The 13,509-nt window shown below is 61.9% G+C and carries 12 protein-coding genes; 7 read left to right on the forward strand and 5 right to left on the reverse strand.

Annotated features, from left to right (window positions below; genetic code table 11):
- The first annotated feature begins 84 nt into the window (after positions 1-84).
- Genes IHN22_RS01815 through IHN22_RS01825 form a run of 3 tightly spaced genes read left to right on the forward strand, consistent with a single transcriptional unit; the run spans position 85 to position 4,533 of the window.
- Entirely contained in the window at positions 85-2,709 is a 2,625-nt protein-coding gene (locus IHN22_RS01815) for a translation factor GTPase family protein (protein ID WP_191433210.1), read from the forward strand.
- Positions 2,706-3,407, forward strand: coding sequence for a tRNA (N6-threonylcarbamoyladenosine(37)-N6)-methyltransferase TrmO (tsaA, locus tag IHN22_RS01820; RefSeq protein ID WP_191433211.1), 702 nt, complete (start codon positions 2,706-2,708; stop codon positions 3,405-3,407). The genes IHN22_RS01815 and tsaA overlap by 4 nt, the downstream gene beginning before the upstream one ends.
- 4 nt (positions 3,408-3,411) lie before the next feature.
- Complete coding sequence (locus IHN22_RS01825) at positions 3,412-4,533, forward strand: hypothetical protein (protein WP_191433212.1); 1,122 nt, start codon at positions 3,412-3,414, stop codon at positions 4,531-4,533.
- A 74-nt stretch (positions 4,534-4,607) separates the two neighbouring features.
- Here IHN22_RS01825 and IHN22_RS01830 read toward each other — a convergent pair whose 3' ends face one another.
- Positions 4,608-5,087 carry a deoxycytidylate deaminase gene (locus IHN22_RS01830; protein WP_087188412.1) on the reverse strand — a complete coding sequence of 160 codons (480 nt, stop codon included), beginning with the start codon at positions 5,085-5,087 and terminating at the stop codon, positions 4,608-4,610.
- Between the two features lie 202 nt (positions 5,088-5,289).
- On the opposite strand from IHN22_RS01830, the gene IHN22_RS01835 reads away from it, so the two are divergent.
- Both IHN22_RS01835 and IHN22_RS01840 read left to right on the forward strand, forming a co-directional pair.
- A complete protein-coding gene (locus IHN22_RS01835; protein WP_087390289.1) occupies positions 5,290-5,685 on the forward strand; it encodes a hypothetical protein in 396 nt (131 codons plus the stop codon).
- A gap of 62 nt (positions 5,686-5,747) precedes the next feature.
- Positions 5,748-6,023, forward strand: coding sequence for a metal-sensing transcriptional repressor (locus IHN22_RS01840; RefSeq protein ID WP_087267397.1), 276 nt, complete (start codon positions 5,748-5,750; stop codon positions 6,021-6,023).
- 37 nt (positions 6,024-6,060) lie between these two features.
- Here the strand turns inward: IHN22_RS01840 and IHN22_RS01845 are convergent, their stop codons facing one another.
- Positions 6,061-6,795, reverse strand: a complete 735-nt coding sequence (locus tag IHN22_RS01845; RefSeq protein ID WP_191433213.1) for a copper homeostasis protein CutC — start codon at positions 6,793-6,795, stop codon at positions 6,061-6,063.
- Positions 6,796-6,878: 83 nt separating this feature from the next.
- Here IHN22_RS01845 and IHN22_RS01850 point away from each other — a divergent pair, with 83 nt between their 5' ends.
- Positions 6,879-9,041, forward strand: a complete 2,163-nt coding sequence (locus IHN22_RS01850; RefSeq protein WP_191433214.1) for a transglutaminase-like domain-containing protein — start codon at positions 6,879-6,881, stop codon at positions 9,039-9,041.
- Position 9,042: 1 nt separating this feature from the next.
- Here the strand turns inward: IHN22_RS01850 and IHN22_RS01855 are convergent, their stop codons facing one another.
- Positions 9,043-9,771 carry a nitroreductase family protein gene (locus tag IHN22_RS01855; protein ID WP_191433215.1) on the reverse strand — a complete coding sequence of 243 codons (729 nt, stop codon included), beginning with the start codon at positions 9,769-9,771 and terminating at the stop codon, positions 9,043-9,045.
- A 30-nt stretch (positions 9,772-9,801) separates the two neighbouring features.
- Between IHN22_RS01855 and IHN22_RS01860 the strand changes: the two genes are divergently transcribed.
- A complete protein-coding gene (locus IHN22_RS01860) occupies positions 9,802-10,659 on the forward strand; it encodes an RluA family pseudouridine synthase (protein ID WP_191433216.1) in 858 nt (285 codons plus the stop codon).
- Positions 10,660-10,662: 3 nt separating this feature from the next.
- Here the strand turns inward: IHN22_RS01860 and IHN22_RS01865 are convergent, their stop codons facing one another.
- Both IHN22_RS01865 and IHN22_RS01870 read right to left on the reverse strand, forming a co-directional pair.
- On the reverse strand, positions 10,663-11,664 hold the full coding sequence (locus IHN22_RS01865; protein WP_191433217.1) for a hypothetical protein: 1,002 nt from the start codon (positions 11,662-11,664) through the stop codon (positions 10,663-10,665).
- A gap of 408 nt (positions 11,665-12,072) precedes the next feature.
- Entirely contained in the window at positions 12,073-13,137 is a 1,065-nt protein-coding gene (locus IHN22_RS01870) for a branched-chain amino acid aminotransferase (protein ID WP_087188420.1), read from the reverse strand.
- Between the last annotated feature and the right edge of the window lie 372 nt (positions 13,138-13,509).

Raw genomic sequence — 13,509 nt, forward strand, 5'->3', positions numbered from 1 at the left:
AAAGGGCCCTTCGGGGCCCTTTTTATTTGCCCCGCTCCCCCGGACATGATATACTATCCTATCATACCGCAAAGGACGGCAGCTATGGAAAAATTAGTCGTGGGCATTCTGGCCCATGTGGACGCGGGCAAGACCACCCTCAGCGAGGGACTGCTCTACACCTGCGGAAAATTGAAAAAGCTGGGCCGGGTGGACCACGGGGACGCCTTTCTGGACACCGACCCTATGGAGAAGGAGCGGGGCATCACCATCTTCTCCAAGCAGGCGGTGCTCCCTCTGGAACAGCTGGAGATCACCCTGCTGGACACTCCAGGCCACGTGGACTTCTCCGCCGAAATGGAGCGCACCCTGTCGGTGCTGGACTGCGCCATCCTGGTGGTCAGCGGAGCCGACGGGGTCCAGGGCCACACCCATACCCTGTGGAAGCTGCTGGAGCGCTATCATGTGCCCACCTTCCTCTTTGTCAACAAAATGGACCTGGCGGGGGCGGACAAGGCCGCTCTGCTTGGTGAGCTGAAAAGCAAGCTGGACGAGGGCTGCGTGGACATGGGGGATCAGGAGGCCCTCTGTGAGCAGGCCGCCCTGTGCGACGAGTCCCTGCTGGAGGACTACCTGGAGACGGGCTCCATTTCAGACACCGCCCTTACCGCCCTCATGGCCCAGCGGAAGCTCTTCCCCTGCTGGTTTGGCTCAGCCCTGAAGCTGGAGGGGGTGGAGGACTTCCTCCGGGGCCTGGAGCAATATGCCCCCCGGCCGGTGTACGGGGAGGAGTTCGGCGCCCGCATCTTCAAGATCTCCCGGGACACTCAGAACAACCGGCTGGCCTGGATGAAGATCACCGGCGGCAGCCTGAAGGTAAAGACAGTGCTGGATGGCCCCGGCTGGAGCGACAAGGCCGACCAACTGCGGGTATACTCCGGCGTGAAATTCCAGCCGGTGGACATGGCCCCGGCGGGGTCCGTGGTGGCGGTCACCGGTCTGGGCTCCGCTGCCGCCGGGCAGGGCCTGGGCTTTGAGGCGGAGGGTGCGCCCCCCGCTCTGGAGCCGGTGCTCACTTATCAGATGATCCTGCCCGAGGGCCAGGACCCGGTCACCGCCCTGCAGAAGCTGCGCCAGCTGGAGGAGGAGGACCCCCAGCTCCATCTGGTGTGGAGCGAGCGGCTGAAGGAGATCCACATCCAGCTCATGGGCCAGGTCCAGCTGGAGATTTTGCAGAGGCTCATTGCGGAGCGGTTTAACATGGACGTGACCTTCGGCCAGGGGGGCATCGTGTACCGGGAGACCATCGCTTCTCCCGTCATCGGCGTGGGCCACTATGAGCCTCTCCGCCACTACGCCGAGGTCCATCTGCTGTTGGAGCCGGGGGATCGTGGCAGCGGCGTCGTGCTGGATACCGCCTGTCCGGAGGACGTGCTGGACGGCAACTGGCAGCGGCTCATTCTCACCCATCTGGCCGAGCGGGCCCACCCCGGCGTCCTCACCGGCTCCCCCCTCACCGATGTAAAGATTACTCTGCTGGCTGGCCGCGCCCACCTGAAGCACACCGAGGGGGGCGACTTCCGGCAGGCCACCTACCGGGCGGTGCGCCAGGGTCTGATGGAGGCGGAAACGATTCTGCTGGAGCCCTGGTATTCCTTCCGGCTGGAGGTGCCCGCCGCCCAGGTGGGGCGGGCCATGAGCGACCTCCAGCGGATGGGTGGCGACTGCCAGCCGCCCGAGACCGCGGGGGAGCTCACCGTCCTCACCGGCTCCGCTCCAGTGGCGGGGCTGCGGGACTACGGCAGCGAGGTGGCCGCCTACACCAGAGGCATGGGACGGCTGAGCTGCACCTTGAAGGGCTACTACCCCTGCCATGACCAGCAAACTGTGGTGGAGGAGCTGGGCTACGACCCGGAGCGGGACGTGGACAACCCCACCGGCTCGGTGTTCTGCGCCCACGGGGCGGGGTACAACGTGAAGTGGGACCAGGTGAAGGAGATGGCCCATGTGGACAGCGGCCTGTCCCTGGACGCACCCCCGGAGCCGGAAGCCCCCACCACCCCTGTCTGGCGGAGCAGTTCCAGCCCCGGCCTGTCGCTGGAGCAGGACAAGGAATTGCTGGCCATCTATGAGCGCACCTACGGCAAGGTGGAGCGCAACTCCTTCCGCCCCCAGCCCAAACCTGCCCGCACCAGCCTGGACGAGCGGAAGTACAACGTCCAGACCCAGAACAAGGGGCCGGAGTACCTGCTGGTGGACGGCTACAATATCATCTTTGCCTGGGAGGAGCTAAAGGCGGTGGCCCAGACCAATCTGGACGCCGCCCGGCAGCTGCTGATGGATCTGCTGAGCAACTACCAGGGCTTCAAAAAATGCGTGGTCATCCTGGTGTTTGACGCCTACAAGGTGCCCCGCAATGTACAGGATGTATTCAAATACCATAATATTTACGTTGTGTATACCAAAGAGGCGGAGACGGCCGACACTTATATCGAGCGGGCCACCTATGAGATCGGCAGACACCACCAGGTGCGGGTAGCCACCTCCGACGGGGCCGAGCAGCTCATCATTCTGGGCCACGGGGCCCTGCGTTTGTCCGCCACCACCTTCAAGGCGGAGGTGGAGCAGGTAGGCGGCCAGATTGCCGCCATTCTGGCCCGCAACAACCGGTCCACCCCGTCCCGGCCGGTGGCCGCCGCCCTGAAGAAGGCACAGGAGGGAAGCAAATGATCCCCATGCACATCATTGCCCATATCCGCAGCGACTTCCCCACCAAGTTCGGCATCCCCCGGCAGAGCGGGCTGGTGGGGGAGTTGAAGGCCACCATCGTCTTTGAGCCTGAATACCGCAACCCGGACGCCCTGCGGGGACTGGAGGAGTTCTCCCACATCTGGCTCATCTGGCAGTTTTCTGAGGCGGTGCGGGACAAGTGGTCCCCCACGGTGCGGCCTCCCCGGCTAGGGGGCAACACCCGTATGGGGGTATTTGCCACTCGCTCCCCCTTCCGGCCCAACGCCATCGGCCTGTCCTGCGTGAAACTGGAGTCCATCCAGAAGGACCCCAAACTGGGTACCGTACTGGTGGTGTCGGGGGCCGACCTGATGGACGGCACCCCCATTCTGGACATCAAGCCCTATCTGCCCTACGCCGATTCCCACCCGGAGGCTACCGGCGGCTTTACCGGCAACGTGGGGGGCAAGGTGCTGGAGGTGGAGTTCCCCCCGGAATTGCTCTCCCAGGTACCGGAGGACAAGCGGGAGGCTCTCATCGGGGTGCTGTCCCGGGATCCCAGACCCTCCTATCAGCACGACCCCGACCGGGTGTACGGCATGGCCTTCGGCGGGGTGGAGGTGGGCTTCTCGGTAGACGGAGAGACCCTCACCGTCCGTTTCGTCAAACACGCCTCCCCCGCCGAAACGAGGATGTGAACTTATGACGGAAAAAGAGATCCGCACCATCAAGAAGTACTATACCCGTCCTGTGACGGCGGCGGCCTATCTGTGTACAGGCCTGCTGTCCATGTTTATCTGGATCTTTCTGGACATGATCCGAAGCGTGGTGTTTCACCTGTCCAGCTCCAGCATGGAGGTAGCCTATGTGGCAATTGCCATTCTTCTGATCTATATGGTCCTGTTTTTATTTCAGGGTGTCAGCGTCATATGGGGAGTCAGAAGAAAAAAGTGGGAGGTCATTCAGGAAAAGGCCCACACCTATCTATCCTACACTGACCGCTCGGCGGAGGTACTGGCCGCCAACACCGCCATCGCCGCCGGGCGGCTCATGTCCCGCTCCGACGACGACAGAGTGAAGACTGCGGGCGACATCAGCACTGCCGTGGGCGGACTCATCGGACTGCACGCCATTGTGAGCATCCTGTTTGAGATCCGGAAAAGCGCCAAACGCATTGCAGAAGCTCTGGGCATGAAGCTGCCCTCCGTCAAGCTGCGGGTGGCGGTCATCATCCTGGTTCCGCTGGCCCTGCAGCTGGCTGTGGCGACACCCTACTACGTGCAGGCAGTCCGGGAGAGCCGGGAGGGGGCGGCCCGGGCGGCGGTGATACTGGAGAAGCTGGAGCAGGTTTTTGAAGCCTCCTGTGACCGCGCATATGCCGACGATCCTTTGGAGTATTACAAGGATTACGGGTACCGCGTAACGGGTTACCTGGAACACGAGGACAACGACACCCAGTCCTACCTGTCCGCCACGGTGAACAACGACGGCGTGGTGGAGGAAATTACCTACTCCCTGGACATCGACGTCAATGCCTCCAAGGAGGACAACATCGCTCAGGCAAAGGCAGATCTGGCCCGTCTGAACCAGGCCCTCCGTTCGGCGGATGTTCCCTTCCTGTCCCCCAATCTGGAGGAAGAGCACACCCTCAGGGAGGACTTTATCACCCTCTTCCAACAGAACTCCTACTATGAGAACTGCCGGTCCTATTATGACGAAGAGGGCCTGTTCATCGGCTACTATACGGAGAGCCAGGAGGACTACAACGACTACAGCTCCTCCTACATTTACATGACTGTGGAGCCGCCGGAAGAAGAGAGCTGACCGTCTGTTCCGTTAAAAAGGGCCTGCTGCACCATTGCAGCAGGCCCTTTGCCTGTCCATATTCCCTTTCCTCCTCAGGTCTGGGGCAGGGAGTCGTCCTCCCGAACCCAGTCCTCCACATGGACCACGGAATAGTCGGTCTTGGTGTTGCGAATGACCACCCGCTGGATACCCGCGTTGATGATGAGCCGCCGGCACATGGAGCAGGAGGTGGAGTTGGGGATCAGCTCCCCGGTGGCGGGGTCCACACAGGCCATGTACAGGGTGGCCCCGATGGTCTCGCTGCGGGCGGCGGAGATGATGGCGTTGGCCTCGGCGTGGACAGAGCGGCACAGCTCATACCGCTCCCCGGAGGGGATATTCAGGGCCTCCCGGGTACAGTAGTTCAGATCCACGCAGTTTTTCCGGCCCCGGGGCGCCCCGTTGTAGCCGGTGGCAATGATCTCGTCGCTCTTTACCAGGATCGCGCCGTAGCAGCGGCGCAGGCAGGTGGCCCGCTCGGCCACAGTCTGGGCGATGTCCAGATAGTAATTTTCCTTGTCGATGCGGCCCATGGGGACCCTCCTTTGTGTCACTTCTCATTTGATACCGTCAGTATAGCGGTTTTTTCTCCAAACCGCAAGTACCGCCTTCTCCGCCGGTCCATCGTTCATGAAATGTTTACGGTTGTATCCTTGACGAAAAAAGCCGCAGGCGCTATCATATAGACATCAAAAGTGCACCCAATTCTTACGTCAAAGGAGACGACCGTATTTCATGCTCATGAATTTTTTGCGAAAATTGATGTACGGACGGTATGGCAGCGATCACCTCTCCTTTTTCCTGCTTTTCCTGTATGTGGTGCTGATTTTTATATCGGCACTGCCCCATATGGCATGGATCTCCTGGCTGGCACTGGCCGTGCTGCTGTGGGACCTGTTTCGGATGTTCTCCCGCCGCATTGACCGCCGTCGGGCGGAAAACGCCCGGTTTCTGGCCCTGTTCGGGCCGTTCATCCGCTGGTTCAAAATGCGGCGCACCATCCACCGGGACAAAGATCACCGCTATTTCAAATGCCCTAACTGCGGGCAGTATCTGCGGGTGCCCCGGGGCAAAGGAAAAATCACCGTCAACTGCCGCAACTGCGGTGCCAGTTTTGAGGAACGTAGCTGAATCCAGTCAAGGGCTGCTGCCGGACGCAGCAGCCCTTTTCATCACAGAAAGGGGGAGCGCCCATGAGACAGTGTATGGACGCCGACAATCTGCACCGCCGCTTGAAGAAGATCATCGGCCAGCTCAACGCCATTGACCGGATGGTGGACGAGGACGTACCCTGTGAGGAGATGCTCATGCAAATCAACGCCGCTAAAGGCGCCCTGCACAAGGTGGGTCAGGTGGTGCTGGAGGGTCATCTCAACCACTGTGTCCGGAACGGCATCGAGCACGGCGACGCCGACCGCACCATCGCTGAATTTGCCAAGGCCATCGAGCATTTTTCCCGTATGAGCTAAAGAGGTGTGCCCCACAGACATGGGGCACACCTCTTTTTTATTTGCCCATGGCACTCACTGCCGCCCGGACGGCGGCGGCGTCGGTGACCGGCACCTGCTCCTCCGGGGGACATACCCCGCCGGAGAAGGACACCGCCGGGTTGTGGGTGGCAGAGATGTCGGTCCGGCTGGTCTTGAAGGAGCCGTGGAGCTGATGGCAGCCGGTGGCCGCCAGCAAGGCGGCGGCGTTGTCCGGTTTCACCCCGCAGCCGGGCAGAATCTGGATGCGTCCGGCGGCATACTCCTCCATGGCCCGGATGGTATCCGCCCCCGCCGGGGCGGAACTGGCCTGACCGCTGGTGAGCACCCGAGTCACCCCCAGCTCTATCAGCACATCCAGAGCCTCCCGCCAGTCGGGCACCACATCGATGGCCCGGCTGAACACGCTCTCCTTCTCTCCGATGACCTCCAGCATGGCGGCGCAGCGGGCCTTGTCCACCCTGCCGTCGGGGTGGAGGCAGCCGAATACGATGCCGTCCGCCCCTGCCGCCAGCAGGGCGCGGGCATCGGCCAGCATGGCGGCAAATTCCATCTCGCTGTAGCAGAAGCCCCCCTCCCGGGGCCGCACCATGGCCATAATGGGGATGGACACCTGCCGGGCCACTGTCATGGCCCCGATGGAGGGAGTCAGTCCCCCCAGAAACAGAGCGGAATTCAGCTCCACCCGGTCGGCGCCGGCCTGTGCGGCAATCAGCACATCCTCTGCCGAGCCGCAGCACACTTCCAGAATCATGGCAACACCTTCTTTTCTTATCTGGGGCTATGATACCACAAAGAAATGTGATATCATAGCCCCATTCCAAAGGAGTGGATCATATGGATCAGGAACTGACTTTTATCCGGCAGGCCCTGCCGGAGGACTGGGACAGCTACCCCCAGTCCCTGTTTGAGGCCTTCGCCGCCCACAGCCATATGCTGCGCCAGACCGTCCCCTGGTGCGCTTCTCTCAGCCGGGAGGCCTACGAGCAGTACGTCCTCTGCCCCCGGGTCAACGACGAGGATCTGTCCGACCACCGGGCATTGTTTTACAGCCATCTGTGGAACCGGGTGAAGGACCTGTCCCAGGAGGAGGCCGCCCTGGAGGTCAACCGCTGGTGCCACGAGCAGGCCAGCTATCAGGCCCAGGACGACCGCACCGCCTCCCCCCTGACGGTGTACCGCTGCGGCAGCGGCCGGTGCGGGGAGGAGTCCGCCTTCCTGGTGTCCGCCCTGCGCTCGGTGGGCCTGGCCGCCCGGCAGGTGTACGCCCCCCGCTGGTCCCACTGCGACGACAACCACGCCTGGGTGGAGGTGCTATGTGAGGGCAAGTGGCGCTTTCTGGGAGCCTGCGAGCCGGAGCCGGTGCTGGACCGGGGCTGGTTCAACACCGCCGCCTCCCGGGCCATGCTGGTCCATAGCCGCACCTTCGGCCCGGTGGCCGACCTGACCCTCCATGGCGCTCCCCTGGGCAGGCAGGGGCAGGCCCTGCACCACAACCAGACAGCCCGCTACGCCCGTACCAAGATGTATACCTTCCGGGCCGAACCGGGAGAAATCATTACGCTGGAAGTCCTCAACGAGTCTCGCTTCTGCCCCATTGCCGCCCTTACCGCCGATGAAACCGGCAGGGTCCAGGTTGAGCTGGGGATAAGCGACCTCCATCTGTCCAACCGTGAGAAGGAAGCCTTCTGCCACGGCCAGACCGAGGACGGGGCGGAGCTGACCCTCCCCTCCCCCTGCACGGACTGGACTCCCTTCGATTTCCGTGCCCCCCAGGATGCTCCCGTCAACCCCGCCCCTCTGGATCAGGCCCAGCGCCAGGAACGGGCTGCGGTACTGGCGGCAGGGACCGCTAAGCGGCAGGCCCGGATGGCAGGCTATTTCGACGAGGAAAAGGCCCAAAATTATCCCCAGCAGCGAGAACTGCTTCAAGAGGCCCGTGGCAATTTTGGGGAGATCTATGCCTTTCTCAGCAGGGATCATGACCCGCTGCGCCCCGCTCTTCTCTCCACCCTGTCCGACAAGGACCTGCGGGATGTGACGGCAGACCTGCTGGATGTCCATCTGGAACGGGCCCGGCCCTGGGCGGACCGGTACCCGGCGGAGGTGTTCCGGCGGTTTGTGCTTTGTCCCCGGGTGGCCTTTGAACGCCTCACCGACTGGTCCGTACCCCAGCCCGGCGTGGTGGGTGAGGTCATTGCCCTGCGGCAGCAGGGGGTGCCTGCCCTGCTACGCCCCCTGGACGGGGCGGTGCTGGTGTGGCAAAACGTGAAATTTGTCCCCAAGGAGCCGGAGGAATGTGGAAAAGTCACCTTCCGGAAGACCCCGGTGGAGCGCTTTCTCTACCGGCAGAACTGGTCGCTGGACTTCTGGACGGGGGAAATGTGGAAACCCCTCAGGCTGACCGACCGGGCCTGGCACAAAAACAAGCTGAATGTCACCCTGCCCGCCGGACGCTACCGGGTACTCACCGCCCTGCGGCTGCCGGCAGGGGACCAGTTTGCAAGCCGCCTGGAGTTCACCCTGGAGGCGGGGCAGGAACAGGAAATCCCGCTGGTGCTGCGGGACTGCTCGGTGGACGATCTGATCTCTCCCCGGGAGCTGCCCCTGGCGGAGTTGGGCGGAGCCCATGAAAAAGCCGCCCTCCTCCTCTGGCTGGAGGAGGGGGCGGAACCCACGGAACATATTTTAAATGAACTCTCCGCCGCCCTGCCCGCATTTCAGGCCCTGGACGGGGACGTGGTCTTTTTCCTGCGGCGGCCCGGCGCGGAACAGCAGGCCACCCTGGCGGGGCTGCTGGACAAATGGCCCCAGGTACAGCTGGTCTATCCCGAGTGGGGCTATCAGGTGGAGACGGTGGCCCGCCATCTGGGTCTGGACCCGGACAAGCCGCCTCTGGCGGTGGTACGGGACCAGGAGGGCCGGGCGGCTTACGCCTGCTGCGGCTACCAGGTGGGGGCGGCGGACCTGCTGCGGCGGGTGCTGGAGCAGCTGGTGTAAGTTACTCCTTAAAGTTCTTCAGATACTCCTCCACCGACCGTGTCATCTCCCGGGAGAAGTCGGAGTTATACTTTCGGGCACAGAAGGCCTGGAGCCAGTCAGCATAGGGCCGCTGGCCCGCGTTATCAGCCAGCATCCGCTCCAGCTCCCCGGCGTTCATCCGGCGGTAGCCGTTTTCATGAACCATGTAGGGCAGGGCCCGGCGGCGGGGCTTCTCTCTGGCCCGCTGCTGGGCGGTGGGGTAGCCGAACACCACCATGGCGGCGGGGAACACATAGTCCGGCAGGTTGAGCAGCTGCCGGTGGGTTTCGCACTGCTCCATCACGTCCCCGATGTAGCAGGAGCCGATGCCCAGGCTCCAGGCAGCGGTAACGGCGTTCTGGGCGGCGATGTTGGCATCGGAGCAGGCCAGCAGCAGGTCTCCCACCCCCGGCTTCCGGGGCTGGCAGCCGCCAGCGTCAAAGGCGTCGTACCACTTCTGACAGTCGGCGCAGAAAATCAGCACCAGGGGCGCCTGGGCGATAAAGGGCTGGTGGTCACAGGTCTCCGCCAGGGTATCTTTCAGCTTCTGATCGGTAATGTCCAGAATGGTGTACAGCTGCTGGTTGCCCGCTGTGGGGGCGGCGCAGGCGGCCTCCAGGATGGCCCGCTTGTCGTCGGGGGCAATGGGCTTTTCCAGATAGGCCCGCACCGATTTGCGGTCCCGAAGCTGATGCAAAACGTCATTCATTGACAAAACCTCCTGAATGGATGTGAAAATATGCAAGAAAAACGCTATTCCGTAGACGAGCAGGACACCCTGCTCCCCTTCCTGCTGGCCCATGTGACCGGCAAAAGCCGCAACAGCGTCAAGTCCCTGCTCACCCGGGGCCAGGTCCAGGTGGACGGCAAGACCGTCACCCGCCACGACCATCCCCTCTTGCCGGGACAGACGGTGGCGGTGCTTCCTCAGGGCGCGGGAGACAAAAAGGCCCCCTTCCCCATCCTCTACGAGGACGGCAGGCTGCTGGTCATCGAAAAGCCCGCCGGTCTGCTGAGCATGGCCACCGACAAGGAGAAGGTGCGCACCGCCTACCACATGGCCACCGACTACGTCCGCAAGGCCGATCCCCGGAACCGGATCTTCATTGTCCACCGGCTGGACCGGGCCACCTCCGGCGTGCTCCTCTTCGCCAAGGACGAGGAGACCAAGCGGGCCTTCCAGGACAACTGGGACAAGCTGGTGGATCGCCGGGGCTATCTGGCGGTGGTGGAGGGCAGGCCTCCGAAGGACTCGGATACCATCCGTACCCTGCTGCGGGAGAACGCCGCCCACAAGGTATACTCGGTGCGCTCCGGCGGTAAGGAAGCGATAACCCATTATACCATGGTCAGCGCCGGAAAGGAATACGCCCTTCTGGAGATCGATCTGGACACCGGCCGGAAAAACCAGATCCGGGCCCACCTCAGCGAGCTGGGCTGTCCGGTGGCGGGGGACCGGGACTACGGAGCCGCCACCGATCCTCTGGGTCGGCTGTGCCTCCACGCCCATGAGCTGGTGCTCACCGACCCCTTCACCGGAGAGGAGCGCATCTTCCGTGCGGAGGCCCCCGCCGGGTTCCGGAAACTGACCCGGTAAAACTTACAGTCCCAGTTTAGCCCGGGCCTGGTCCCGGAAGGCCACCAGCTCCGGATAGTCGTAGAAAAAGTTCTGCTTCTGCTCCCACACCGACGTTCCGGTGGGCTTATCGTAGAGCACAAAGTAGGAGAAGCACTCGGCAATGTCCTCGGAAGGGCTGGTGGCGGCGTAGCTGGTGATAAAGTCGTCCTCATGGCGCAGATAGAAATTGATGCTCTCCGGGTCAGCCAGCCGGTCGTCCAGATAGTCCTTCCAGAAGCGCTGGTAGAAGGCATTGAGGTAGGAGTCCGGGTTGCTTACCAGGTCGTTCTCCCCGTAGCAGTCGTAGCGCTTGGGCGCGCCGTAGGTCACCTGCTTGTCGTTCAGGGTCAGATAATGGGCGTACTCATGGTATACCGTCTCGGTAAACTCTACAGGATCGCCTGCGTCCTCCGGGTCCACCGCCAGCTCCCACTGGACGCCGTTGTCGTCCGCCGGGACCACATAGGCCAGAATTTCAGCCTCCCCGTCGGTGAAGATGGTGAACCGGGCGAAGGGCTTCAGGCTCCCTTCGGGCAGCAGTTCATTGACCTTGTCCCACAGGGCCCGGTACTCCGCCTTGTCCGATTTGTCCGGGATGAGGGTACCGTCCGCTCCGATCTCATATTGGGCCAGGACGGGGAGCTCCTCTTCCTCCAAAGGCTCCTCCGGTTCCTCCAGATAGCGCTGGGTGAAGTCCTCATACAGCTGGTTAAGCTGCTCCACCAGCTCCTCCTCCTGAGGGAACAGTTCCCACCGGCCTACCTGGGCCCGGGCCTGCTGCAGAGGCACCAGTTCCTCCAGCAGGTTTTGGACCTGATCTTTCTCCATCTGGTTCAGCCGGTCCGCCAGCTGGCCCAGCTGAATGGTGGCCAAACGGGCCGCCTCGGTCTGGACGTCGGGACCAGTGACATCCGCCGCCGGTCTGGCACAGGCAGACAGGAACAGCAGCGGCAGTAAAAGCAAAATGGGATTGGCTCGTTTCATAACAAACACCTCGTTTTCGCCGGTCCGGAGGACCGGCGTAGTGGAGCGATTGTACCACAGTGAACCGAGCGCCGGAAGAAAGCTAAACAAATCTACAGGAAAACGTCAGATGTTCCATAGAAACGGCAGAAGGCCAGGGCCCTTGGGTCCCGGTCTTCTGCCTCAGGCTGCTGAAAAACCTCTGGCCAGAGGTTTCGGAGGGAAGGATAGTGTGAAAGGGAACCGTCAGGGTTCCCTTTCGCGTGCAGTCAAACAACTTTTGAGGACTTTTTGAAGGCCTCAAAAGTTTAACATCCTGTCAAAAAAGTGACCGCAGCCATTTTTTGACAGGATGCGGCAGAAGGACGGGACCATATGGTCTCGTCCTTCTGTCTGGGAAGGTATAGGAAGGCATAGAAGATAGCAAAGTTACAGCTTGACCACCCAGCCATAGGGATCGGGCCGGGTCCCCCACTGGATACCGGTGAGGGTGTCATACAGCTTCTGGGCCAGGGGGCCGATCTTGCCGCCATTGACCACAACGTGCTTGTCCTCCCAGCCCATCTCGCCGATGGGAGAGATGACAGCGGCGGTACCGGTGCCCCAGGCCTCCTTCAGGGTGCCGTTGGCGCCCGCCTCGAAGAGCTCCTCCGCGGTGATGAGCCGCTCCTCCACCTTCAGGCCCCAGCTCTTGAGCAGTTCAATGCAGGACTTGCGGGTGATGCCGGGCAGCACGGAGCCGGTGAGCATGGGGGTGACCACCGTGTCCCCGATCTGGAACATGACGTTCATGGAGCCCACTTCTTCAATATACTTGCGGTGTACACCGTCCAGCCACAGCACCTGGGCGTAGCCCTTCTGCTCGGCCCGCTCGCCGGCCCGGATGGAGGCGGCATAGTTGCCGCCGCACTTGGTGTAGCCGGTGCCGCCCTTGACGGCGCGGACATCCTCGCTCTCCACATAGATTTTCACCGGATTGATGCCTTCGGCATAGTAGGCTCCCACAGGGCAGGTGATGATGGCGAAGATATAATCGTGGGCGGCGTGGACTCCCAGAGTGGGGGTAGTGGCGATGATGAAGGGGCGGATATACAGGGAGGTGCCGGGCTGATCGGGCACCCAGTCCGCCTCCAGCCGCACCAGCTGCTCAATGGCGGCCAGGGCGTCCTCCTCATCCAGGGGCGGGATGCACATACGCTCACAGGAGGAGTTGATGCGCTTGATGTTCTCGGTGGGACGGAAGAGCTGAATGGTACCATCGGGAGAACGGTAGGCCTTCAGGCCCTCAAAGACCTCCTGGGCATAATGGAACACCATGGCGGAGGGGTCCAGGGCAATGGGGCCGTAGGGAACGATGCGCCCGTCGTGCCAGCCCTGGCCGGCGGTATAGTCCATCAAAAACATATGGTCGGTAAAGGTTCTGCCAAACACCAGCGTGGAGGGATCGGGCTTGGGCTTGCCCACTGCGGCACGCTGAACGGGATATTCCTTCATCAGAATGGCCTCCTTGCAGTTTCATTGCTTGTATTCAGTATGACAGGGCAAAGAAAAAAAGAATGTAAACCGTGATACAATGCCGAAAATATACCGGCAGGTTTTCCCCTCTCCTTCTCCTGTATGGTAGCACAAACCGGCCGGAAAGACAACCGGGGCAAGAGTTCCTGCCCCAGCACTTGTAATTTGGCCGGGGATACGATATAATACTTGGGCTAATATGCCGAAAGAGGGTATTTAACCGATGAAATTAGGTATCGGCGTTCACACGCTGGATTCTATATCTCCATACCTCTCCATAAACGCCGCTAAAGCCTGATATAGCGCGGTTTTACGCAAAACCAACCAAATTATAACTTCATATTTCTCTAT

It is taken from the genome of Flavonifractor sp. An112, from assembly GCF_904377885.1.
Classification (GTDB): domain Bacteria; phylum Bacillota; class Clostridia; order Oscillospirales; family Oscillospiraceae; genus Flavonifractor; species Flavonifractor avicola.

Bases quoted from the DNA above. Each gene is read 5' to 3' on its own strand.
- IHN22_RS01815 (WP_191433210.1), top strand. From the start codon at position 85: ATGGAAAAATTAGTCGTGGGCATTCTGGCCCATGTGGACGCGGGCAAG.
- tsaA (WP_191433211.1), top strand. From the start codon at position 2,706: ATGATCCCCATGCACATCATTGCCCATATCCGCAGCGACTTCCCCACC.
- IHN22_RS01825 (WP_191433212.1), top strand. From the start codon at position 3,412: ATGACGGAAAAAGAGATCCGCACCATCAAGAAGTACTATACCCGTCCT.
- IHN22_RS01830 (WP_087188412.1), bottom strand. From the start codon at position 5,087: ATGGGCCGCATCGACAAGGAAAATTACTATCTGGACATCGCCCAGACT.
- IHN22_RS01835 (WP_087390289.1), top strand. From the start codon at position 5,290: ATGCTCATGAATTTTTTGCGAAAATTGATGTACGGACGGTATGGCAGC.
- IHN22_RS01840 (WP_087267397.1), top strand. From the start codon at position 5,748: ATGAGACAGTGTATGGACGCCGACAATCTGCACCGCCGCTTGAAGAAG.
- IHN22_RS01845 (WP_191433213.1), bottom strand. From the start codon at position 6,795: ATGATTCTGGAAGTGTGCTGCGGCTCGGCAGAGGATGTGCTGATTGCC.
- IHN22_RS01850 (WP_191433214.1), top strand. From the start codon at position 6,879: ATGGATCAGGAACTGACTTTTATCCGGCAGGCCCTGCCGGAGGACTGG.
- IHN22_RS01855 (WP_191433215.1), bottom strand. From the start codon at position 9,771: ATGAATGACGTTTTGCATCAGCTTCGGGACCGCAAATCGGTGCGGGCC.
- IHN22_RS01860 (WP_191433216.1), top strand. From the start codon at position 9,802: ATGCAAGAAAAACGCTATTCCGTAGACGAGCAGGACACCCTGCTCCCC.
- IHN22_RS01865 (WP_191433217.1), bottom strand. From the start codon at position 11,664: ATGAAACGAGCCAATCCCATTTTGCTTTTACTGCCGCTGCTGTTCCTG.
- IHN22_RS01870 (WP_087188420.1), bottom strand. From the start codon at position 13,137: ATGAAGGAATATCCCGTTCAGCGTGCCGCAGTGGGCAAGCCCAAGCCC.